A 21,276-nucleotide genomic window follows, 5' to 3' on the forward strand; every position below is an offset into this window, starting at 1 on the left:
CCAGCAGGGTGATTGCGGGGGTTGAAGTATCAGGCCGGTCTCGGCGATGAAGCCATCGATGAGGGCGGGGCGGTACTGCATCTTCTTGAGTCGGGTCCGGATGACGGCGGCGAGCTGGTCGGTGGAGTGGGGCGCGAGGTTGGCCAGGCTCTTCTTCAGGTGCGCCCACACGCCTTCGGCGGGGTTCAGGTCCGGGGCGTACGCGGGGAGGCGGAAGACGGTCAGCCAGGACCGGGCCGCGATGAGCTCGCGCATCGCGTGGTCGGTGTGGGTGGTGGCGTTGTCCCACACCAGCACGATCGGGCTGCCGAGTTGCTGGTGTGCGGCGTCCAGCAGACGGGCGAGCTCCTTCTCGCGGAAGCCCTTCTTCTCGCCCTTGCGGCCGTGGGGGACGAGCATCCGGTAGATCAGCCGGGAGGACCGGCCAGGTCGGGTGCACACGAGCCCGGCGAGCGAGACACGGCCCGAGCCCTTGCCGGCGACTTTCACGATGGGTGTGACCCCTTTGTGGGACCAGGTGCGCGCCTTCGGCGGCCTCAGCGACTGACCGGCCTCGTCCTCGAAGACCACCCATGCGCCCTGGTCCCGTGCCGTTTTCCCACCTCAGGCCAGGTCCCCTCCCGCCAGTCAGCCACCGCCGCCTCGTCGCGCTCCACCGCGCGGTGCACCGGAACCTGAACGCTCCAACCGATGCGATGCAACACCAGCGACATGCCCTTCAGACTGTAGGAGACCTTGAACAGCCGGTGGACGAGCACCACGATCCGCGCCAGGGTCCAGCGCTGGTCCTCCGTCCAGCCGTGTACCGCCGGCCCTCGCTCCAACTCGGCCTCAAGCCGAGTCAGTTGTGCCGCGTCCAGCCGACACAGCGGGCCCTGCGATCCCTTGGAGACCAGGGCTTCGACCCCGCCGTCCCGCGCTGGCATACCAGGCATAGGCAGACTTCCTCGACACCCGCAGACGCCGCGCGACCTCCGGCGGCTGCACCCCCTGCTCAAACAGCTCCGCGGCCTCGAAACGCACCCGTTCCCGCTTCGCCCGCCCCACAGCGGTCAATCCGCCGCCATCCGCGTACCTCATACCCATGGAGTAGCGAAAGGATCACCACTTGTCACCCCCTCAAGACAATCTCAGTTGCGGAGGAAGTCGAGGTTGGCTCGTCCGAGTCCTTGCCTTTTAAGTAATTTCGTCCGCCGGTTCCGGTGTCGCGAACCGTCGTGCCCGAGGGCCGCGTTCGTCGAGCAGGCAGCCGGGCTGACGTTCCGCCACGGACGGCGAACCCAGGGACTGCACGCCGCGTTGCAGCGCCTGGCATTGATGCTGGCTGGGCGAGCCGGATCGCGCCTCGCGGACACGCTCGCCGTTCCGGTGAGCCGCTCGACGCTGCTGCGGCTGATACGTGCCCTGCCCGAGCGGGCAGCGGCGACGCCGCGAGTGCTGGGCATCGACGAGTTCGCCCTGCGCAAAGGGCCCAACTACGGCACCATCCTGATCGACATCGAGACGCGCAAGCCCGTCGACCTGCTGCCGGACCGCACGACGTCGACGGTGGCCCGGTGGCTCGCCGAGCATCCCGGTGTCGAGGTGATCTGCAGGGACCGGTCTCCCGCCTTCGCCGAGGCCGGTCGCCTCGGTGCCCCGGAGGCGGTCCATGTCGCAGATCGCTGGCACATCTGGTCGAACCTGGCCGAGGCTGTCGAGAAGACCGTCGTCCAGCACCGAGCCCTGCTGCGTGAGCCGAGCGACAACACCACCGCCACGGCCGCCGCGGTCATGGAGAACCTGGACCTCGAAGCGGCATCGCCGATGGAACCGCGGACCACCGGCCGGCTGTCCGACCGGGTCCGCGAACAGCACGCGGCCGTCCACGCCCTGCTTGACCAGGGCATCGCACTGCGGGTGATCACCCGCCAGCTCGGGCTGGCGCGGAACACTGTCCGCCGCTACGCGCATGCGGCGTGCGCGGACGAGCTCCTGGTCGGGCGGTGGACCGGCCGCGCCAGCATCCTCGATCCCTACAAGCCATACCTGCACCAGCGATGGGCCGAAGGCTGCACCGTCGCCCACCGGCTGTTCGAGGAAGTACGCGAGCGCGGATACCCCGGCGGCGAGAACGTCGTGAAGGTCTACGCGGCCAAGCTCCGCGAGAGCCTCCCGCACGTCCCACCCCGCAAGGCACCATCGGTGCGGGACGTGACCAGCTGGCTCACCCGCCGCCCCGACCGCCTCACCGAGGGCCAGGCCCAGCAGCTCAAGGCGATCCTGGCCCGGTGCCCGGCACTCGACCGAACCGCCCACCACGTCCGCGCGTTCGCCGAGCTGATGAACAACCGCGAAGGCCGGCAATTGGACAAGTGGATCGTGGCCGTCCAGGCCGACGACCTGCCCGCTCTGCACACCTTCGTCACCGGCCTCGGCCAGGACCTCGACGCCGTCATCGCCGGCCTCAGCCTCCGTTACAGCTCCGGCGCAGTCGAGGGCCACAACAACAAGATCAAAATGCTGAAGCGGCAGATGTTCGGCCGCGCCAACTTCGACCTGCTCCGCCTTCGCGTCCTCCACGCGGCATGACGTCGCCGGTGGTTGCGGCGTGGATGGTCACGTGCTGGTGGTGGATGGTGATGGTGTTGAGCGCGACGTTGTCGGTGTGGTGGAACCAGAGGTTCTGGAGGAGAGCGTGAGCCACGACCGTTCATGATCTCGGTTCTGGTGACGCTCCGTGGCTCTGGCACGGAAAGTGATCCAGAACCACGGTTCAACCGACGCCGACATTCGGACCAGACGAGTCGACGAACGTCACATCGTGGAGATCCAGCGCCAGCATCGGAGGCGCCGGCCGGGCCGCCACCATGCGATGCGCGACATGTCGGAAGACGGGGACCTGGTCCATGTCCAGCTCGCCCACACGCCAAAATCGGCCGGGCGAGGCTGTCCCGGGCCGCGACGGTGAACACGCCGACGTCGTCGATCTCAGCGCTCCCCTCGATCCGTGCGTCCCTGCTGGCGTGGCCCCTGGACGTCGCGGTGCGGGTGCCCTCCTGCCCTCTCGCTCAGGTCACGGAGTCGGTGCCGGGTACGAGGTCGGTGATGCACAGGTCGACGGCGCGCACACAGAGGCCGAGATCACGGTGGGCGGTGGTGAGGATGGTGCGGCGAACGGTGTCGGCCTGTTCGGGCAAGGGGCGGTCGTAGGTGGCCAGAAGCGTCATGGTGATGGCCACTTCGCCTCCGGACAGAGGTGTGAGGCGGCAGCTGGCGGCGAGTGCCTCGCAGGTGGTGTCGACGGCGTGGCGTAGTGCTTTGGCTGCGTTCGCTTCGGTGATGTGGGTGGGCCTGATCGTGGGAAGTGGCAGAAGGCGGCCGGGGTGGGGGTGGGCGCGGACGGCGGCCAGGACGCGGGGCATGAGTCCGGCTGGGGGGCTTGGGGGCGTCGCGGTGAGGGCGTGGACGGCGCGGTTGGTTTCCGCCAGGCCCTGGCGGGCTTGGCGGCAGGAGGGGCACGCGGCGGCGGTGGTCTGGTCGTCCCAGGCGTGGCTCAGCAGGTGTCCGCAGGGCAGGAGGCTGTCGCCTGGCCAGCGCGGTGGCGTGTGGCGGGGAGGGTGGGCGGGGAGGTGGTTCAGCGCCATGGGGCCATCGCCTCCTGAAGGGACCGGCGGGCGCGGAAGAGGCGGCCGCGGACGGTCGGTTCCGGGACCCCGGTGATGTGGCAGATGTCGCGGTAGGACAGGCCGTGCAGTTCGTAGAGCACCCAGCAGGTGCGCTGGTGATCGGGCAGGCGGCCGAGAGCGGTGAGGAGGGCGCGGGCCAGGGCGGCGGTTTCGGCGGCGGCGCTGGGGGCGCAGACGGGGTCGGGGTCGGTGGGTTCGGGCACGGTGTGCAGGGGGAGGGCGGAGCGGTGGCGGCGCTTGGCGTTGAGGCAGCAGTTGACGGTGATGCGGTAGATCCAGGTGTGGAAGGACGCCTGGTGACGGAAGGAGGGGAGGCATTGCCAGGCGCTGGTGAAGGCGTCCTGCACGGCTTCCTCGGCGTCCGGGAGGCTCCCCATCAGGTGGTAGGCGAGGGCGAGCAGGGCGGGTGTGTGGCGTTTGACCAGGAGCGCGAAGGCGTCCTCGTCGCCTTCGGCCGACCGTATTGCCAGGACGTCGTCCGGCAGAACGGGGGCGCTGAGCGCCGCACGGTGCGAAGAGCGTGCGGACGTGGTTGCTGGGGTGTCGGTTCCCGGCGGAGAAATGCTCCGCGGGCGCCGCAGGCTGGTTGGGAAGGTCATCCCGCGTCCCCTTCGCGACCTGTCCGGGAGGGCCCGCTTGGTGAGTCGACCTCCTATCCGTTCGCCTACCTTCCAGCGTGCGCCTGTCCGGCCCGGTGGTCTTGTTCTCCCAGTCGAGCGTGAGGACCTTACGGCCGCTGGTGTCCAAGTCTTCGCGGGGCCCGCACGGGTCCCCCGCAGAGAAGAGGTCGAGCATCATGACCGAGAGCACACCGGGGGGCAGCCCGGATCAGGGGGCACCGACGTTCGCGCCGGCCCGTGACAGTGGAAGGCCAGCCGAGTCGCGCGGCAAAACGATCATTTCGGACGGGGTGGTCGCGAAGATCGCGGGCATTGCGGCCCGCCAGGTCTCCGGCGTCCATGCCTTGGGCAAAGGGATGGCCCGCACGCTGGGCGCCGTGCGCGAGCGTGTGCCCGGTGGCAGGCCTGATGTCACCCAGGGCGTGAAAGTGGAGGTGGGCGAGCGCCAAGCCGCCATTGACCTGGATGTCGTGGTCGAGTACGGGCCGTCCATCGCCGACCTGGCCGGGGAGATACGCGTCAGCGTGATCGACGCCGTGGAGCAGATGACCAGCCTGGAAGTCGTAGAGGTCAACGTGACAGTCGACGACGTGCATCTGCCCGAGGACGACGAGGACTCCCGAAGCGAGAGCCGCGTCCAGTGACATCCCCGCACCTGTCAGGCGCGAGCGAAAGAGAACGGTGAGAAAGCATGAGCGCTGCGAAGGTGGGCCTGCTGGCAGGCATCGCATTGGGATTCGCCGGCTTCTTCGGAGGCTTCTGGGCATTCCTCCTGACGGCCGTACTAGGTGCCGTCGGCCTGGCCATCGGGCTGATAGCAGACAGCGACACCGCGATCGCAGAGATATTCCGTCCCCGGAACCGAAGATGAGCCACCCCCTCCCGCCCCAGCGGCACCCGGCAACACCACCACGGCCAGACGCACCGCACCGCGGCGCCACCGTCATCCCCGACCGGGTGGTGGCCCGGCTCGCCGCGCATGCCGCCCACCAAGCGCTGGCCGGCCTCGCCGAGAAAACCGCCGCCGCCTCGGCTCCCAGCGCGCAGGCCACCGTCCGGGCCGGTACCGCCCGCCTGGAACTGACGATCGACCTGCCGTACCCGCTCGACATCCTCGCCACCGCCCGCACCGTCCAGCACCACGTCACCGACCAAGTCGGTCGCCTCACCGGCCTCCTCATTGGCGAGGTATCCCTGAGCGTCCGCCATCTCCATGTGGCGAACTCACCGAACCGAGTCCGCTGACCTGAGAGCGAAGGAGGACCATCAGATGACACCGGACCCTCCGCCTACCACGCCTGCGCGCCCCGGCGACTCCACGGCCACTTCGCCCGCCGGAGACCTCTCTGCCGGCGCCACCGCCCCGAACCCTTCCACCCGGGCGGAAGGAAGGCGGCGCCCGCATCGCGAACGCTCCGCGCGGCGCTGGCCAGCCGCCGTCGCGGCCGCCCTCATCGCCGCCGGCACGAGCCTGCTCCTCTACGACCTCTGCACGGTCCGCGCCGGCCACCATGCTGCCACCTGGCGCATCAGCCTCGCCCACGAACTCGCCACCCGCCCCATCGACGACGTCTGGGTGGTGCTCGGGGCCACCGTCGCCGCACTCCTCGGCCTCCTGCTGCTCCTGCTCGCTCTCACTCCCGGCACCAGCCGACTGCTGCCAATGCACACTCCCGCCAACGACGTCCCCGCCCGTGCCGTCCTTCAGCGCAGCAGCGCACAAACCGCCCTCCGCGACGCCGCCTGCCACGTGCCCGGCGTCACTCGTGCCCGCATCCTGGTCAACTCCCGGCGCATCAACGCCCGCGCGAGCGCCCGCTACCGCGACCCACGCGAAGTCCACGATGACCTGACACACGCCCTGACAGCGGCCTGCGCCGACCTCGGGCTCGCCCGGACCCCACGCGTCAAAGTCAGCGTGCACATGTCCCCTAAAATCCCAGCACGAAGGCCGCGGAGATGAAAGCGCTCACCGCGACGAACCGCACTCTCCTGGCGCTCACCGGCCTGATCCTGCTGGCCGGCGGCCTCCTCACCCTCATGGGAGGTCTGGATCTGTACCGGCGCTGGCACCTCACACCACCCGAGTACTGGCCCCTCACCGCACCCACCGACGTCCTCCTGCCCGCCCCCGACCGCACCCGCTACACCACGGACAGCTGGTGGTGGCCGACCCTCATCACCACCCTCACCATCATCGCCCTCCTCGCCCTGCTATGGCTGCTGGCCCAGCTGCGCCGCCACCAGCCCCGCACCCTGACCCTCGACCCCGCCTCCTCCCAACCGCCCATCAGCCTCCACACCCACGCCCTCGCCCAAGCCGTAGCCACCGACACCGCCCGCCTGCCCGGCATCGACCACGCACACGCCCGCATCACCGGAACCGCCACCCGCCCAGAGCTGTCCCTGCACCTCACCCTCGACCCCGCCGCCCCGCCCGCCGCCACCCTGCAGGCCGTACACGACGGCCCCCTGACCCGTCTGCAGACATCCCTGGGCGGCCTACCCGTCCGCACTCACCTGCGGATAGCCCACCACCCCACGCGCCACCTCGACTGAAAGACAGCCGAGACCAAGAATCAGCGAAGAATCGGGTCGCCGTCGGCGCCGCGACAGCCGTACTGGTGTCGGAACGACAACAGCCACTAACGAGCCCTGGAGCCTCGCGACCCGCTGATCAGCGGGGAGATGATCAGCACCCGGGCGAGCGACAGGGCTTCAGCGCCCCGGGGTGAAGGCGGGCGCGTCCGTTGCGGGCCTCTGCGCTGCCGGTGTCGCCGGTGCGGGCCGCTGGGCCGCCGGTGCGGGCAGGCGGGGAGGTGCGGGGACGGCGGGTGGGCGCTGCGTGTCCAGCGTGCCCAGTGGCGCTCCCAGGGCCTTGGCACGGGAGAGGCGCCGGCTGCGACGGGGTCGAGGTGTCGTCATGGACGACAGCGTGCCCCCGCCGGGAACGGTCATGCGGGCCACGACACGCCCCCGTATCGCGTCGGCCGCGCGATGCGGGGAGGTCAGCGGTGACCGGGGAAGGAGACGGTCCGGGTCATCCGTGCTCGAAGACGTCCTCGCGATGGCCGGGCTCGCACGCCCAGGCGGTGGCATGGGACCTCGGCGCCGGCCGCCCGAGCCCGGCCGGTCGCGGGCCCGCCGCCCCCGGGCGATGTCCGGGGGCGGCGGTAGGCTGCCGAGGCCCCGAGAAGGCACAGGAGGCCGCCACCCGCAGGTGGCGGCCTTCCGGCATCTCAGACAGGGACGGCGACGACACGGTGATCCGGGTGCCGCACCCGGCGATGCCACTCGACCGGCTGGCGGTGAGGCGAGGGCAGGGACGCGAACAGGCCCCGGCGGGTCAGCCGTCCAGTTTCACGTACAGACCGCGGCCCGGGCGCTGCGCCCGGCCGGCCTTGGTCAGACGCTCCAGCGCGGTGCGGACCGCGTTCACGTTGTCCGCCGACTCCTCGATCCCCAGCCGGGCGGTCACCTCCCGGGCGCGCAGCGGTCCCTGTGCGCCGGCCAGCACGGCCAGCACGCTGTCGGCGGTGGCACCGGTCGTTCGCCGCCCGGGCGCGGGTGCAGCCGTTCCGCGCTTTGCGGTGGGCGGCTCGGCGCCGGTGCGCACGGGCCCGGCCCCCTTGGCTGCGGCGGTCTTCTTCGCTGCGGTCTTCTTCGCGGGGGCCGCCTTCTTCCCTGCGGCCTTCTTCGCGGGTGTCGCTTTCTTCGCTGCGGTCTTCTTCGCAGGGGCCGCCTTCTTCCCAGCGGCCTTCTTCGCCGTCTTCGTGACCGTGTCCGTGCCCAAGGTGCCCTCTTCGGCCGGCTCCCCGCCTCGCTCCAGCGCCTCCTCGATTTCGGCCGCGAGCTGCTGCGGCCGAACCCCGACGATGGCGTCCGCCTCCGCCTGCACACCGCCCACCGGCGTCATGTCCTGCGAGGCCACCAGTTCGGTCAGGGCCCGCAAGCTCTCGATGGCGCCGCGGACGGCGTTCTCCCGCGCCACAGCGGCGGTCAGCTCGTCTTCCAGGCGCCGGCGCCGGGCCTCGATGCCGGGAAGTTCCGCCTCCAGCTGGGCGATGGTCTCACTGAAACGGCTCTCTGCCACGGTTCCTCGTCTCCTCCGCCCCTGCGATCTGCCGCAGGGACTGTGCGATCTCTACCCCGCCACCGCGTCCGCCAACAAGAAGCCGCGCCGATCCGCCCAGCCTGCACCGACACCTACGCCCGGGACACACTGGCCGATGGGCAGGGCCCCCAGCTGACGCGCAGCTCAGGCTGCCTCCGTGGCAACGTTCGGGACACAGACTCAGGAACCGGCCCGTTCGACCGCGCGGCCCGACACCTTCGCGCCCTCTCTCGACCGGTACTCCCGGCTTCCTTCTGCCCGCCGCCCTCGCGCCCGGCTGCTCGGCACCCCGCGCTGGAGAAGTACGACCCCGCGCTGCGCATGCACGTCACCGGCCGTGCGCATCAGCCGGTTTCGTCGGCGAGCAGATCACGCCCGCCCCCCGGCCGAACAGCCACACCCACGTCAGCGCGGCGCGGCGGCGGCCGGTTGCCGATGGGGTGATCATTTGGTGGCCGGTAGGGGGCGCGACCAGGTCCTGAGCGTGACCGCCACGGCGGCCGCGCTCACCAGCAGCAGGGGGGTCAGGACACCGAGGGCCAGGGCGTTGTTCAGGCCATGGAAGATCTTGCGGGCGCCTGAGACGGCGAGCAGACCGGTGGTCAGCGCGGTGACGCAGGCAAGCGACGGCGCCCTGCGAGATCCCTGCTCCAGCCGGACGGCGGTGTACGCCCAGGCCCAGACAGCCGCCGCTGCCACGACGACGATCAAGAAGCTGGTGAACCCCGCAACGAGGTCGTTCAGCTGGGACGTCTCCGCATCGACGTATCCCCACTGGTCCCGGGGCGGCTCGACGGAGGGCCGCACGGCCAGGGCGTAGAGGGGCGCGAAGACCCAGAGACAGGCCCCGGCCCGCATCAACCGGACGGGCAATCGCAGACGGGCCAGGGGGACGTGCGCTGCGGTCATCGCGGTTCCTTGGGGCGAAGTGCGTGGTGAGGATGGGTAGAGCCTCGCCGACGCGGCCCGCCTGCCGCATGAGTACGGCTACTCACTTCCGGCCGGTCAGTCGGCGGCGGTCTCTGGAACAGATCCGGCGGGATCCGGCCGACATCGCGCATCGCGTAGAGCGGCACGCCGGCCTGGAAGATGCGCCCGGCGTCACGGGCCTGCACGTCCTCGTCGAGGACCCCGAGGAACCTTGTCTTGGTGAGGGTGCGCTGTTGGAAGGCGAGGACGAATTCCGGGGCCATGGGCACCCCCAGGTAGGCCCGGGACGCCCCCTCGGACCACGCGGGATCCAGCACAGTGCCATCGCCGGTCGCGCACCACGCGTGCGCCCGCACCGTCCCCTCGGTGGTGAGCGCATATCCCTCCACGTAGGCGCCCGGCAGGAGCCGGGCGAGGCGAAGTGCGTTGCGGTGACAGCGTCCGGGCGCGCCGCGTCGCGGGGCGCCGGAGCGCGGCCAGGGCGCGGGAGTGAACAGGCGTCCCTGGGCGAGCACGACGTGGGCAGCCGGGCAGACCGCCCCGGTGGTCAGGGCCGCGACGGCCTCAACGAGGGCGCACTCGTCTGCGGTCAGCAGGTCGGCAGGCACACGTCGAGTGTCCACCCGGTCTATGGGCGCGGCCCGTTGACAGGGCGACAGGGTGACGTCAGCTGAGGACTCGACACTCGTCGGCGTCACAGGGCCAGTGCGGCCAAGGCCGTCAAGGAGACCCCGGCGCAGGACCCCGCGCGGGAAAAGCACGACCCGGCGCTGCCGTACACACGTCGCCGGCCGTGCGTACCAGCCGGCAGCCGTTACCAAGGCCGGCCCCGGCCAGGGCGAACAGGTCACGCCCGCTATCCGGAGTGCCGGCGCGCAGCCGGTGAAGGGGGGCTAACCAGGTGCGGGCGTGACACATGGACCTACCCGGTTTCGACCTCGTGGCCGGCCGAAGGCTCTTTCCACGGCATGACGAGTGTGGCCTGGCCCTGCGGGCCCCAGGCGACGCGCAGGTCGCGGTTGTCCGCGTGGGCCCGCCAGCCGTGCATGCCCGCGTCGTAGTCGGCCCAGACCAGCGCGGCCCGCACCCGGGCCGGGCGACGCGGGCTGACACTCTCGTCCCAGTCCAGAACATCCAGGACCGCGCAGCCGCCGAGCACCGCCCAGCCCGCAGCGGCCACTTGGCGCGCCCACGTACGGCGGACCGACAGCTGGATGAGAGGCGGCCCGCCGTACTCGGCTTTGTACGTGAAGAACATGCCCGGTGTGTCGTCGGTGGTCCACGACTCCACCAAGGCCTTCGGTACTTCGGGCACGCGTGAGGAGTCGTGCCCGGCCCGCTCCCGCCCCGCCTTGAACGCCGGCTCCGGCGCCGGACGCTCCGCGTAGCCCATCATCTCGTGGTCACGGGCGAAGCCCGCGCGCACCGCCCCCACCACCGCCTCACCGATCCACTCCCGCGCCTCGCCCACCCGCATCGAATCCACCGCCACCTCTGCCGCCCAACCACTCCCAAGCTCCCGGTATCGCACACCGACACCCCGGCCCGCCCGAAAACCACGGAACATCACCCACCCACAGGCCAATCCCGCCCTGAAGGACCCGGCCGACCGCTACACGGTGGTGCGCAGGGCCCGGTCGGCGGCCTCCCGAGCGGTCGGCGACATCACGGCGGTGGCACTGGGCGCCGCGCCCGTCGCCGAAGGAACAAGTCCACTCGGCGCGTACCGGGATGCGACGCCGAAGCCGTCCAGAGTTGTGGCGCAGGCGGCCGGGCCCGGGAACGAGGGGGTGCGTTCCGCGCGGGCCCGGCCGGTGGGAGGCCAGCAGCGCCTGCGGGAGGCGCGGCTGCTCTGCTCGACGGCCCGGTGGGCGCTGTGGTGGGGCCGCCGTGCCGGGAATGCTAGACCCGCCGATCACCCGACACCAGGCCTTTGACCTGCGCGATTTCGGCCGCGAACATGCCATGCGGCAGCGCACAAACGGCCGGCGAGCAAGGCCGTCGACGGGTCCGGGAAGCGGCGCGCGGATGCGGAGCACCGGTCCGCTGCCCGCTCGGGGGTTCGGACGCGGACCGGCCTGTACCAGTCTGTGCGAGCCTGCGGCCGCCTGCCGCCGGGGTTGCTCCCGGCGGAGTCACCCGGGGGTGTCCCCGATCAGTAGTGGACCGGCTCCGCAGGGCGGGCATCGAGGCTGCGTTCCGCCGGGCCCCGCCGTCAACGGCCTTGTCCTCCCGGCTTGTCCGTGAGCGGTTTCACTCCTCTTGCGCGTCGCCGATGGCCACCCGCAGGTCGTGCATGCTCTGCTGGACCTCGATCACGGACGCCTCCGCCCGCCCCAGGGCCTGCCGGACACCATCGATGTCACCGGATTCGAAGTTCAGATCGGCGTCCAGGGTGTCCGCCGCGGCGACCACGGCCATGGACGACGCCATCCGGCCCGGCGACGTCTCTCCTCCTTCTTCGTCCTCGTCCAGTCCCATCAGCTGGACCGCGGTGCGCTGCAGACGGTTGGCCAGCACGTTGGCGAACAGACCAGGAGTCGATCCCACCTGGTCGCTCCACCCCAGCAGCACTTCGGCGACATCGGTGTCCTGGTCGCTTCCCAGCCGGGTGGTGGCGGTGATCTCCAGCTCCACCACGGCCAGTAGGACTCCCAGCAGCCTGCGCAGGTCGTCCTGCCGAGGGCCGTCCGGCCACAGATCCGGGTCGAGAATCGGTTCCCTCCTCAAGGCCACCAGCGCCGCGTACACCTGCTCAGAACTCACCGGGTCCCCGCTCATGATGCTCACGCACCCAGCCTCGCCGCGTGGCCGCGCCAGTGCACGCACCCGCGCCCGCCTACCGCGCGCCGGGATTCTGGGCGACGGCCAGGCGCAGCGACGTGAGGGCGCCGGCGAGGTCCGCGGACGGCAGCAGGTCGGCGTCTACGGCGCCCGCGACAGGGCGGCCGCCAACGAGGGCGGTCCAGTTGCCGAGGTCGTCGTGGGGCCTGAACGCCGGAGACACTCGTCCGGATGAGGTGGACCAGGCCGTCGCCGAGGCCGTAGTAGCGGTCCGGGTGGCCGCAGCGACCAAAGCGACCAAAGCCGCACATCGGTTGGCCGCTGCGCCGGGCTCACGCCCCAGACGGCTCGGTAGCCCGCATGGACCTCTTCACCGTCTTGGTAACGCGGGGGTATGCCGGGGAAGGGAACGGGAACTCGTGGGCGGCGTCGACCGCAGTGTGGTTCGACGACCCTGATCACCACTGGCGCCCGCTCATCACGTGTTCAGGCACAGCAGAGCGGCTGGGTGGCCAGAGGCGGACCCGGCTCGGCGGCGGCCGTCTTGCGGTTCTTAGTAGTTGCGCCGGTCGCGGTGCCACAGCGGTGTCCGGGCCCACTCCAGGCCTTCTGGCGCTTGTCCGTGGGATCGGGGAGGCCGGCGACTAGGATGTCAAGTGCCCACCAGGGAAAGGGGATTGCTTTATGACCGGTGGCGGTGAGTCGTCGTTTCTCGGCGACGGAGACCTGGGTGATTGGCGGCTGAAGGACTCGATCCGGGTAGAGGTCGCGCTGGGCATTCTGGATGAGCTCGAACGACTGACGGAACGCGACCTCGACGCGGTGCAGAGCGGGACCAGCCCGGACGTGCAAGTCAGTGAGAGCCTCGCACAGTTCCGGATCACGCTGCAGACCGAACGGCGGGCGCTGCGGGCGGGCAGCGACGAGCAGGTCGCCGTCGAGGCGGACCGAGTGATCGCCCAGTACACACCGGTACTGCGGGCTCGTGAGGTCACTCGATGAGCCCTCAGATCCCGGGCAGCAGTCTCCACGATGACTACGTCCTTACTCCCGAACAGGCCCGCAAACGGTTCGAGGACTGGGTGGTGCCCGTCAAGCTGGCCGGTCCCCGCCGCCAGGCGGACCCGCTGGTGTTCGTCGTCGAGGGTGGCCCGGGGGCCGGCAAGACCTACACGCAGAACCGGATCCAGGCCCGGCTGGAGGCGGCCGGCCGGGGGGCTGGGCTCGGACTGGACGTGGATGCCTTCCACAACGCCCATCCGCGGTTCGAGGAGATCCGCGCCGCTCACGGCGTGAGCTACAGCCGCTACACGGGCGTGGACGCCTCCCGGTTCTTCACCATGGCCGTCGAGTACGGGACGGCGAGCGGCTTCGACATCCTGCGGGAGGGCGAGCTGCGGCCCGACACCGTCCGCGACGTCCTCGCCCCGTTCGACGCCAGTGGCGTCTACCGCAGCGAGGCCGCGTTCATCGCGGTCGCACAGGCCACCAGCGGTATCGCCGCGCTCTACCGATGCCAGCAGGAGCGGCGTGAACTGGGCGTGGGACGCGCGGTGCCGCCGGACTCGAGGGCCAGGATCCTGGCCAGGGTGCCCCAGAACCTTGCCGTGATCGAGGACCACGCGCTCTGCGACGTGGTCAACGTCTACGACCGCAGCGGTCACCTGCTCCACCACAGCGCTGCCGTACGAACCGGTGAGGAGAACGGGCGGATCACCCGGGCCTGGCAGCAGCCGGGCGGGGCTGTGCTGGCCTACCAGCACGAAGCCACCCGGCCCTGGACCGCACAGGAGAGCGGGCAGTTCACCGCCATCGCGGCCGAGCTCGCCCACGACAGCGAGAATCCCCTTGAACCGGTGCTTCTCTACGACTTGGCCCACACCGTCCTGCAGTCCGCACCGCACATCGACGACCGCCCCGCCACCGCACCGGTCGCCGCCGTCCTCGCCCACCCGCCCGCGCCGTTCCCCGGCGCCGATGTCGCCGCCGTACGGCATCTCACCCTGACGGTCCAGCACGCCATCGACGAACTCGCGGCCGGCCGCGCCGGGAACTGGACCACCTCGCTGGCGGGAGCGATCGCCCGCATCACCCCGCCGCTTCCCAGCACTGCGCAGCATCCCGCACGCCCAGTACCGGAAACCCGTCCGCAGGCCCAGAGCCAGCGCCCCCAGGCCAGGCCACACCGCGGCTCCGGCCCGCTCACGTGACCGGCACGGGGCCGACTCTCGCACCTCCCGCACGCGGCCACAGGGGGCGCACCTCGGTGGCCACGCACCACAGCGTGGGTGAGGGCGTGCGAAACGAGGCGCGGACCAGGCCGAGGAGACTACCTCCCGGAGCCGGGTGGGCTCACCGTCCTATCGGCGGGCCGCCCTGACTCCGCCGGGCGCAGCGGGTCGGTGAGGGGCGGGAGCGGGCGCGGCTGCCTCCGGGCGCCGACGACCCCGGCGGCCGAGATCGCCTCGCCCATCCGGCGCGGAAGCCGTCCGCGCTGGCTGCCCGGGCGAATCCGTCTCGCGGACGGCCGCACCGCCATCGCGGCTTCCGTTCCCGCCCAGCGGGAACCACCGGGCAGGCGCCTTGCACACCGACGGTCTCGCCATGGGAACTGACTACCGGGCACCCGGTTCAGCGGTTGCCGCGACCCGGGTGAGGCGGCCTTGGCGAACGTGATGTCCGGCGGCGACGAGCAGTGGCCCGATCCGGGTACGCAAGATGATCGCGAGCTGCGGATCGCCAACCTGCAGGGCCTGGTGCACGCCTGGCCGTACGACGCCGGGGTTCGGTGGGAGCTGGGCTGCGAGCTGATCGGGGCGCAGTGCTGGCAGGAGGCGGCTACTGTCCTGGCCGAGGCGTGCGAACTCGCGCCCACCGACGGGGACATCCGTCTGGACCTGGGCCGCGCGCTCGTGTCGCTGTCCTGTTGGGCTCAGGCGCACGAGCAGCTGGTCCGGGCGGTCGAGCTGCGCCCGTGGTGCGCCCTCGCGCGGGCCGAGCTCGGTTATGTGCTGCTGCGGCAGGGACGGCTGGAGGAGGCCGGGGCCGCGGGCCGGGCGGCGGTGGCCCGTGACGTGGGCAGTGCGCTCGGCCGGCTTGTCCTGGCCGAGGTGCTGCAGGCGCAGCGCCGGGGAACGGCCGCGGCCGTGGTGCACGCCCGGGCCGCGGTGGCGGTGTGGCCGGACTCGGCCTGGGGGCACACGGTCCTGGCCGAGGTGCTGCTGGACACCGGGGACTACGCCGGCGCTCGACAGGCGGCCGCGCACGCACACGAGCTCGCCCCCGGCTGGGACCGAACCGCCGTAGTGCTGTGCTCTGCACTCGGCGAGGTGCAGCAGTGGCGGGAGGCGGCCAGGACCGCCGAGCGGGCGGCCGCGGCGAGCGCGACACCGTGGACGCTCAACGCCTTGGGCTGGGCCCTCATCGGACGCGGGCGCCTGTACGGCGCCGAGCAGGCGCTGCGCCGAGCCGTGGTCCTGGGCCCCGGGGTCCGCATCTGCCGGTGGAACCTGGCCTGGCTGCTGGTGCGGGCCGGCCGGCTGCGGGAGGCCGAGGCCCACCTCGCGTGCCTGCTGCGCGAGGACCCCGCCGACGGTCAGGCTCACGGGCTGTCGGGCTGGATCCACCTCGCGTCGGGGCGCAGCCCGCAGGCCTACCAGGAACTGCGCCTGGCGGTGCGCCTGCTGGGAAGGACGCGAAGTGCCGCGCACCCGCTGCTCCTGCTCGGTGCGCTGGAGCGTGCCCGCGAGCCGGCGCTGGCGCGCCGCCACTTTGCAGCCGCTGTCGCGATGACCGGCCGCGCCGCGGCCCCGGACGTCTACTCCCACCCCTGCGGGACGGGCGAGACACGGGCGCTCGCCCTCGCCGCGCTAGGCGAGAGCGAGCGGGCCCGGCGATGCCTGGAACAGGCCCTGGCGGTCCGGGACGGATCGGACCGGTTCGACCCCGTGCTGTACGAGCAGTTTGCGCGGCCGCCGCTGCCCGGGCTCGAGGTCCTGGTCGGCCTGTGGCGCGATCTGTGATGCGAACCGCCGGTATAAAAGTGTCGGCGTCGGGGCCCCCGGATCATCCCTCGTGGAGGGCCGTCGACGAGGCGAGTGCGGACGAGTCACCCGGTGTGCGGTACGGAGACCGGGTCGGCGGTGGCCGGCGGCCGGCGGTCAGTGTGCGGACTGGAGGCCGAGCGCGCGGTCCAGGCGCTGCTCCCAGTCGGAGGCGAGGAGATCGCCGACGCACAGCCCGTGCCCGAACCGGTAGGAAGTCCAACGAGCGGGGCTGATCTCCAGGACCTCAGCTGCCCGCGTGCTCAGTGCGCGCGTCCCGGCTTCCCAGCGCTGCTGAGGCGACAGCACCCGCCAGGCCTGCACCGCACGGTCCGGGTCCTGGTCCGGGTCCTCGGCGTAGCCGCAGTCCCAGAAGTGGGGGAACTCGCGGTTGTAGGAGACGACGACGGGGTGGTCGTCGCGCTGGCGCAGGAACGCGGCGACGTTCTCCCAGCCGACCCCCGGCGGGTAGGCCTCGGTGAGCAGTCCCACCTCCACGATGCCGGCCAGCCAGGAGCGGTGGGCACCGTCCACCCAGCAGTTGATCTCGCACTGGCCGTGGAGGCGGGCGGCCAGGCGTACCGGGTCGCCGCCGCGTGCGATCGCGCTGTTCAACAGGAGAGGCCACGTGGACAGCAGCCGCCCGCGGTACTCGAGCACCGGGCGGCCGGAGCCGCTGTGCAGCTCGCGGGTGTAGTCCGTGAGCCAGCCGCCGATGCCCCGCCCGGACGGGTCGGGGGCGGGCTGTTGCCGAAGGCGGCTTGTGCCGGGCAGCAGCCCGTACAGGCGGGTGCCGATGTGGCCGGGAACCCGGCCGCGGGCGAGGGTGTCGGCGACCGATTCGTGGACCAAGCCGAGAAGGTGGAGGCGCGGGTGACCGGGCAAGGTCGCGCAGCCGGATGGGTCCTGAAACCGGATGAAGCTCACTCGGGGCGTGCCCTTCGGTTCGGCGGGCCTTGAACGGCCGGGGGCTGCCCGGGTCGTCCTCTGGTCGCGCCCCGGGCCGGGGTGCGGCTGTGACCGGTGCCCGCGCGGGTGGTGCGGTGGACTGGGGGTGGCGGTGGGGCGGCCCGGCTGCGTTCCCCTCCTGCGCAGCGGGCCGCCGCCGCTCATGCCAGGCGCAGGCCCGGCCGCTTCTTGCTGCAGGCCTGACCGGCCGCTGCCGGCGGGCGGGTGCGGCGCGCGGGGGCTGGCAGCGACTGCAGGTGATGGGGGCGCGACGGCGGCTCGGCCAGGCCGAGCTCGAGGGAGGCGATGGGGATCTCAGGGCGCTGCGTGGGCAGGACGAGGTCGGCAATGGCCAGGATGGCGTCGCACACCTCCCGGCTGCGCAGGTCCAGGACGGTGGGGGGGCTGGCGACCAGGACTCCGCGCACGTCGAGGACGGGGACCCGGATGCGTCTGACGCGGGCGAGGTCCTGCAGCAGCCCCCAGGGTTCGTCACCGGTGCGCGGATAGTGGGTCATGTCGAGCCACCAGCCTCCCGGTGCCATCGCGGCGATGACGCGGCGGGTCTCGTCGTAGATGGCCGGGCTCGGTTCCGCGGCGGCGAACGCGGTCACGAGCACGTGGGTGCCGGTGGCCGGCGGCTGGGCGCCGGCGGGCGGTGCGCTGGTCGTAAAGCCGGCGTCGGCCAGACGGTCGGCGACGCTTCGTGCCACGGATCCGGTGCCTATGACGGTGACGGAATCAGGTCTCATGGTGTCCCCCCGGTTCCGCACGTGCCCTGTGACGTGCGGTTTAGAGACCGTAAGCCGGTCATGAGGACCACGGGAACTGAACGAGCGCACCATCGCGGCCGCGGTGGCATGCATGAGCGCACCACGGCGCTACGGTGGGCGTCTGTGCGGCAGCCGTGCGTGCCGGAACGGCTGGACCCGCCCCCGTGCTGGCATGGGACGATCAGATCCGGCCATCCGCTCCGCTGGGGATCGACAGTGCCAGGACGACGTCGTGCGCGCCGACCACCCCGGACACGGCCTCCGCGTCCGTGTCGGGCACGGCGTCGAGGTCGAGTGAGGTGCCCGTGACCAGGCGGCGCTGCAGCAGGCGCTCGGCGGCCCGCAGGTGCGAGCGGACCGTGGCCGGGTTGACGCCCAGAGCCTCGGCGGTGGCCTCGATCGCACTGTTGGCCCTGACCCAGGCCTTCAGCGTGGTGGTCAGCGGCCGGCGGTCGGTGCGCAGCGGCTGGAGGAACCGGTCGGCCCACCGGCGCACTTCGTCGGCGCGCAGGATCTCCTCGAGTGCTGCGGGCTCGGCGGGTTCCTCGGGCAGGCGCTCGGCGCGGGTTCGCAGTTCGAGGGCCAGAGCGAGCGCGGAGCGCTGGCGGATGTCCTGCAGGTCGATGCCGAGGACCTCGCCCGCTTCCTTGAGCCGGCGGGCAACCGTGTTGCGGTGGGTGCTTCCCAGGATCCTGGCGGCTGCGGCGGGGGTGAAGTGGAGACCGACGGGCAGGGTCGCCAGGAGGGGTTCGCGGCGTTTGCCCGGCAGGTTCAGCAGCGGTGCGAGGTAGGCGCGGGCCCACGCGTCGGCCCGGGCGTCGAGGATGTGGGAGAGCTGGACCTCGGCCGCGTAGAGGTGGACGCGCTCGGCGACGCGCTCGGCGACGATCAGGGCACGGCTGGCGTCGATGTAGGCCTCGTCGGTCTCGGCCAGCTGGCGGGTGGCGCTGCCGCCGAGGTAGCGGTTGGGGGCCTTGCGGGTGACGGCGGTGAGGCCGTCGACGACCTGTTGTTCCGTGCCGCCGTGCGGGACGACGACGATCACCTGGTCGGGGAAGGCGGGGCAGGCGCTGACGAGCGCGCTTCCGGCGACGGCGTCCTGGCAGTCCTGGATGACGGCGGTGCGGTCGGCGTGCCGGGTCCTGAGGATGAAGACGCGGCACTCGTCGGTGTCGAGGACTCCTGGGGACAGACCTTCGACGGTGCGCTGAGCATCGGTCACATGGCCTGTCATCAGCAGTTGCAGGACGGCCTGGCGTACGCCTGCCTCCCCGCGTCTGAGGCGGCGCCGTTCGATGGCGGCGGCTTCGATACTGGCCTGCAGGGCCAGCAGGTCGAGGATGCGCGCGGTGGCGGTGTTGGTCTCGGGCGTGAAGGCGTGGGCGGGGGCGGCGACGGCCAGCACGTGGGAGGGGCCGGGATCGCCAGCGGTGCGGGGGCCGATCGCGAAGAGGCGGATCTGGAGACCGTCGGCGTCCACGGCGGCGGCTCCACGGCCGGTGCGGGCGAGGTCCTCGATCGTCTCCCGGGCGGGCGCCAGCACGTCCGGGGCCGGCGCAGGGCCGCAGGCCGTGGCCGGGCCGGCGGCTCCAAGGACGGCGACGTACGCATCAGTGAAGGAGGCGAGCCAGGCGACCATGCGCTGGGTTCCGTCTGGCCGGCCGAGGTGGTGGGCCTGTTCGAGGAGCCGCTGGTGGAGTTCGGCGGTGCGCATCGCGCGATCGTGGTTCTGTGCGGTGAGCGTGTTGTGGAGCGTCAGCCAGTGGGCGGGGTCGTCGCTGATGGACAGCAGCGGCACCCCGTGCTGTCGCGCCGCGGCGCGCACGGAGGGCGGCGGCAGGGCGCCCGGCGGCAGGGCGACGGCCACGCCCGCAGCGCCTGAGCGCCTGAGGGCGGTCATCAGCCGGTTCAGCTGCGCGCGCTCCCCCAGCCGTGGATCTTGGTCCTGGATCACCACCAACCGGTGGCGGGTGCCGGTGTCGTCCACCTCGTCGCCCAGGGCCAGGGCGTGGACGCCTTCGAGTGGCTGATCAGCGTCTGTGGCCGCGGCTTCCTCTACAAAGGCCAGCCTGACGTAAGGCACACTGGTCGCGAATCGCAGCGTGGGCAACCTGACCTCCCCCGGGGTACGGATGCCCCGTTGGCCGGGGCACTGCCTGCGCAGTACCCGGCCGGTTGGACGGCTAGCCCACCCGGCCAGAAGTCTGAACGGATTCAGAGAACTGCGGGCTGTGATCATAGAAAACTGGTTGAACGTTGACCATACGGTTGAACGTTGGCCATACGGTAGACGGCCCCGCGGACAGGCAGCGCCGGCTGCTGCGACTTCCACCAAAGCTCCACCGGATGGCAGGCGATCGTCGAAGGGGGCGCAGCCGTGAACAGTGAGGACACCCCTGGGACCACCCTGGCCCAGCGGATCGAGAGCCTTCGCCGGGCCAACTCTCCCGCCGGGGGCCGGCCGGCCTCCGACGCCGAGGTGGCCACCGCCATCGCCAGTACCGGCGGGAGGATGAACGAGAACACCCTGTATCGGCTGCGCACCGGGCTGACCGTCAACCCGACCATGGAGACGCTCGCACTCCTGGCCCGCTGGGGCGGGGTCACCCCGGACTTCTTCTTCCCCGACTGCGCTGGGGACGACCCGGCGCAGTACCGGGAGATCAAGACTGCGCTGGACCGCCCGGACGTGCGCCGGATCGCACTGCGGCTGGCCGACATGCCGCCCGACAGGGTCGCGGCGCTCGAACGGTTCCTCGAGGTTTCGTAGGCGGGGTTGCGGTGCTCGCCCCGGCGGGCCGCGGGCCCGGGCTGGCGCCCCGCCCGGTCCGGGCCCCATCCCCGGGGGCGGACGGCTGTACCGGGGCGCTGCGGCCTCTTCGCGGGCCGCGCGCCCGGTGCGCGCCGGCGGGTGCGGTGTGCGCCGGTGTGCGCCGGGTGAGCTTTGCGCGGTGTCCGTGGTGCGCTCGTGCAATACCGCCATCCGGCGATCTCTGATTTCGTTCAGAGTGCACCGCCCGGCGCGTAGGACGCGCGGCTGGTGGCCGGGCGGCGACGTCCCGGCCGCGGCCCGGGCGGTCCCGCAGCTTACGAGGGAGGCCCCGCCATGTCCGTCATCACCGCGTCGCCGGCGCCCGATACGCTCCGCGATCTCATGGTGGCGTGCCGCGACCGCATCGGTGCCTCCCAGGAGCAGGTGGCGGTCACGGTGGGGGTTTCGGGTCGCCATTACGGCGCGCTCGAACGCGGGCGGGTGCGCAACCCCAACCCCGTCCTGCTGACCCGGGTGGCCGAGGTGCTGCGGATGAGCCAGGACGAGCAGGAGCGCATGCGCGACCTGCTCGAAGCCCTGCCCTCCGCCTGAGCGCCCCCGCAGCACAGCTGCGGGGCGGTGGC

The 21,276-nt window shown here is 71.9% G+C and carries 22 protein-coding genes and 1 pseudogene; 11 read left to right on the top strand and 12 right to left on the bottom strand.

What is annotated here, in order from left to right; genetic code table 11:
• Nucleotides 1–15: 15 nt before the first annotated feature.
• Nucleotides 16–1,080, bottom strand: a pseudogene (locus BOQ63_RS00200) (IS630 family transposase); the annotation flags it as partial.
• A gap of 72 nt (nucleotides 1,081–1,152) precedes the next feature.
• Here BOQ63_RS00200 and BOQ63_RS00205 point away from each other — a divergent pair.
• Entirely contained in the window at nucleotides 1,153–2,571 is a 1,419-nt protein-coding gene (locus BOQ63_RS00205) for an ISL3 family transposase (protein ID WP_072652956.1), read from the top strand.
• Nucleotides 2,572–3,050: 479 nt separating this feature from the next.
• Here the strand turns inward: BOQ63_RS00205 and BOQ63_RS00210 are convergent, their stop codons facing one another.
• Nucleotides 3,051–3,626: an anti-sigma factor gene (locus BOQ63_RS00210; RefSeq protein WP_454131614.1), complete on the bottom strand. Its 576-nt coding sequence runs from the start codon at nucleotides 3,624–3,626 to the stop codon at nucleotides 3,051–3,053.
• On the bottom strand, nucleotides 3,617–4,267 hold the full coding sequence (locus BOQ63_RS00215; RefSeq protein ID WP_454131616.1) for an RNA polymerase sigma factor: 651 nt from the start codon (nucleotides 4,265–4,267) through the stop codon (nucleotides 3,617–3,619). The genes BOQ63_RS00210 and BOQ63_RS00215 overlap by 10 nt, the downstream gene beginning before the upstream one ends.
• Before the next feature lie 197 nt (nucleotides 4,268–4,464).
• On the opposite strand from BOQ63_RS00215, the gene BOQ63_RS00220 reads away from it, so the two are divergent.
• Genes BOQ63_RS00220 through BOQ63_RS00240 form a run of 5 tightly spaced genes read left to right on the top strand, consistent with a single transcriptional unit; the run spans nucleotide 4,465 to nucleotide 6,847 of the window.
• A complete protein-coding gene (locus BOQ63_RS00220; RefSeq protein WP_072653778.1) occupies nucleotides 4,465–4,932 on the top strand; it encodes an Asp23/Gls24 family envelope stress response protein in 468 nt (155 codons plus the stop codon).
• Between the two features lie 47 nt (nucleotides 4,933–4,979).
• A complete protein-coding gene (locus BOQ63_RS00225) occupies nucleotides 4,980–5,159 on the top strand; it encodes a hypothetical protein (RefSeq protein ID WP_072652958.1) in 180 nt (59 codons plus the stop codon).
• Nucleotides 5,156–5,533: an Asp23/Gls24 family envelope stress response protein gene (locus BOQ63_RS00230; protein ID WP_143174557.1), complete on the top strand. Its 378-nt coding sequence runs from the start codon at nucleotides 5,156–5,158 to the stop codon at nucleotides 5,531–5,533. Before BOQ63_RS00225 ends, BOQ63_RS00230 begins: the two co-directional genes overlap by 4 nt.
• Nucleotides 5,534–5,558: 25 nt before the next feature.
• Nucleotides 5,559–6,251, top strand: a complete 693-nt coding sequence (locus tag BOQ63_RS00235) for a DUF6286 domain-containing protein (RefSeq protein WP_072652959.1) — start codon at nucleotides 5,559–5,561, stop codon at nucleotides 6,249–6,251.
• Nucleotides 6,248–6,847 carry a hypothetical protein gene (locus BOQ63_RS00240; RefSeq protein WP_072652960.1) on the top strand — a complete coding sequence of 200 codons (600 nt, stop codon included), beginning with the start codon at nucleotides 6,248–6,250 and terminating at the stop codon, nucleotides 6,845–6,847. Before BOQ63_RS00235 ends, BOQ63_RS00240 begins: the two co-directional genes overlap by 4 nt.
• A gap of 787 nt (nucleotides 6,848–7,634) precedes the next feature.
• Here the strand turns inward: BOQ63_RS00240 and BOQ63_RS00245 are convergent.
• From BOQ63_RS00245 to BOQ63_RS00270, 6 genes are all read right to left on the bottom strand, one after another.
• On the bottom strand, nucleotides 7,635–8,381 hold the full coding sequence (locus BOQ63_RS00245; RefSeq protein WP_454131619.1) for a type IV toxin-antitoxin system AbiEi family antitoxin domain-containing protein: 747 nt from the start codon (nucleotides 8,379–8,381) through the stop codon (nucleotides 7,635–7,637).
• 465 nt (nucleotides 8,382–8,846) lie between these two features.
• Complete coding sequence (locus tag BOQ63_RS00250; RefSeq protein WP_072652962.1) at nucleotides 8,847–9,311, bottom strand: hypothetical protein; 465 nt, start codon at nucleotides 9,309–9,311, stop codon at nucleotides 8,847–8,849.
• On the bottom strand, nucleotides 9,308–9,940 hold the full coding sequence (locus tag BOQ63_RS00255; RefSeq protein WP_072652963.1) for a hypothetical protein: 633 nt from the start codon (nucleotides 9,938–9,940) through the stop codon (nucleotides 9,308–9,310). Before BOQ63_RS00255 ends, BOQ63_RS00250 begins: the two co-directional genes overlap by 4 nt.
• Before the next feature lie 314 nt (nucleotides 9,941–10,254).
• Nucleotides 10,255–10,818, bottom strand: coding sequence for a hypothetical protein (locus BOQ63_RS00260; RefSeq protein WP_143174559.1), 564 nt, complete (start codon nucleotides 10,816–10,818; stop codon nucleotides 10,255–10,257).
• 767 nt (nucleotides 10,819–11,585) lie between these two features.
• On the bottom strand, nucleotides 11,586–12,122 hold the full coding sequence (locus BOQ63_RS00265) for a hypothetical protein (RefSeq protein ID WP_072652965.1): 537 nt from the start codon (nucleotides 12,120–12,122) through the stop codon (nucleotides 11,586–11,588).
• Nucleotides 12,123–12,171: 49 nt separating this feature from the next.
• Complete coding sequence (locus BOQ63_RS00270) at nucleotides 12,172–12,339, bottom strand: hypothetical protein (RefSeq protein ID WP_167395610.1); 168 nt, start codon at nucleotides 12,337–12,339, stop codon at nucleotides 12,172–12,174.
• Nucleotides 12,340–12,800: 461 nt separating this feature from the next.
• On the opposite strand from BOQ63_RS00270, the gene BOQ63_RS00275 reads away from it, so the two are divergent.
• The 3 genes from BOQ63_RS00275 to BOQ63_RS00285 all read left to right on the top strand — a co-directional run bounded on the left by BOQ63_RS00275 (nucleotide 12,801) and on the right by BOQ63_RS00285 (nucleotide 16,138).
• Nucleotides 12,801–13,118: a hypothetical protein gene (locus BOQ63_RS00275; protein WP_072652966.1), complete on the top strand. Its 318-nt coding sequence runs from the start codon at nucleotides 12,801–12,803 to the stop codon at nucleotides 13,116–13,118.
• Nucleotides 13,115–14,326: a zeta toxin family protein gene (locus BOQ63_RS00280; protein ID WP_079183287.1), complete on the top strand. Its 1,212-nt coding sequence runs from the start codon at nucleotides 13,115–13,117 to the stop codon at nucleotides 14,324–14,326. The genes BOQ63_RS00275 and BOQ63_RS00280 overlap by 4 nt, the downstream gene beginning before the upstream one ends.
• Nucleotides 14,327–14,788: 462 nt before the next feature.
• Nucleotides 14,789–16,138 (top strand): tetratricopeptide repeat protein, encoded by a 1,350-nt coding sequence (locus BOQ63_RS00285; RefSeq protein WP_454131645.1) that lies wholly within the window; start codon nucleotides 14,789–14,791, stop codon nucleotides 16,136–16,138.
• A gap of 138 nt (nucleotides 16,139–16,276) precedes the next feature.
• Here BOQ63_RS00285 and BOQ63_RS00290 read toward each other — a convergent pair whose 3' ends face one another.
• The 3 genes from BOQ63_RS00290 to BOQ63_RS00300 form a co-directional block, all read right to left on the bottom strand.
• The gene (locus BOQ63_RS00290) at nucleotides 16,277–17,011 is read right to left on the bottom strand and encodes a hypothetical protein (protein ID WP_143174560.1); all 735 of its coding nucleotides are present in this window, start codon (nucleotides 17,009–17,011) and stop codon (nucleotides 16,277–16,279) included.
• Between the two features lie 257 nt (nucleotides 17,012–17,268).
• Complete coding sequence (locus tag BOQ63_RS00295; RefSeq protein WP_072652970.1) at nucleotides 17,269–17,820, bottom strand: hypothetical protein; 552 nt, start codon at nucleotides 17,818–17,820, stop codon at nucleotides 17,269–17,271.
• Nucleotides 17,821–18,061: 241 nt separating this feature from the next.
• Nucleotides 18,062–19,990 (bottom strand): helix-turn-helix domain-containing protein, encoded by a 1,929-nt coding sequence (locus tag BOQ63_RS00300; protein ID WP_454131624.1) that lies wholly within the window; start codon nucleotides 19,988–19,990, stop codon nucleotides 18,062–18,064.
• A gap of 267 nt (nucleotides 19,991–20,257) precedes the next feature.
• Here BOQ63_RS00300 and BOQ63_RS00305 point away from each other — a divergent pair, with 267 nt between their 5' ends.
• Together BOQ63_RS00305 and BOQ63_RS00310 are read left to right on the top strand one after the other, a co-directional pair.
• Nucleotides 20,258–20,650: a hypothetical protein gene (locus BOQ63_RS00305; RefSeq protein WP_072652973.1), complete on the top strand. Its 393-nt coding sequence runs from the start codon at nucleotides 20,258–20,260 to the stop codon at nucleotides 20,648–20,650.
• Between the two features lie 336 nt (nucleotides 20,651–20,986).
• The gene (locus tag BOQ63_RS00310; RefSeq protein ID WP_072652974.1) at nucleotides 20,987–21,244 is read left to right on the top strand and encodes a helix-turn-helix transcriptional regulator; all 258 of its coding nucleotides are present in this window, start codon (nucleotides 20,987–20,989) and stop codon (nucleotides 21,242–21,244) included.
• Nucleotides 21,245–21,276: the final 32 nt, after the last annotated feature.

This window comes from Streptomyces viridifaciens, from assembly GCF_001888885.2.
Lineage (GTDB): Bacteria > Actinomycetota > Actinomycetes > Streptomycetales > Streptomycetaceae > Kitasatospora > Kitasatospora aureofaciens.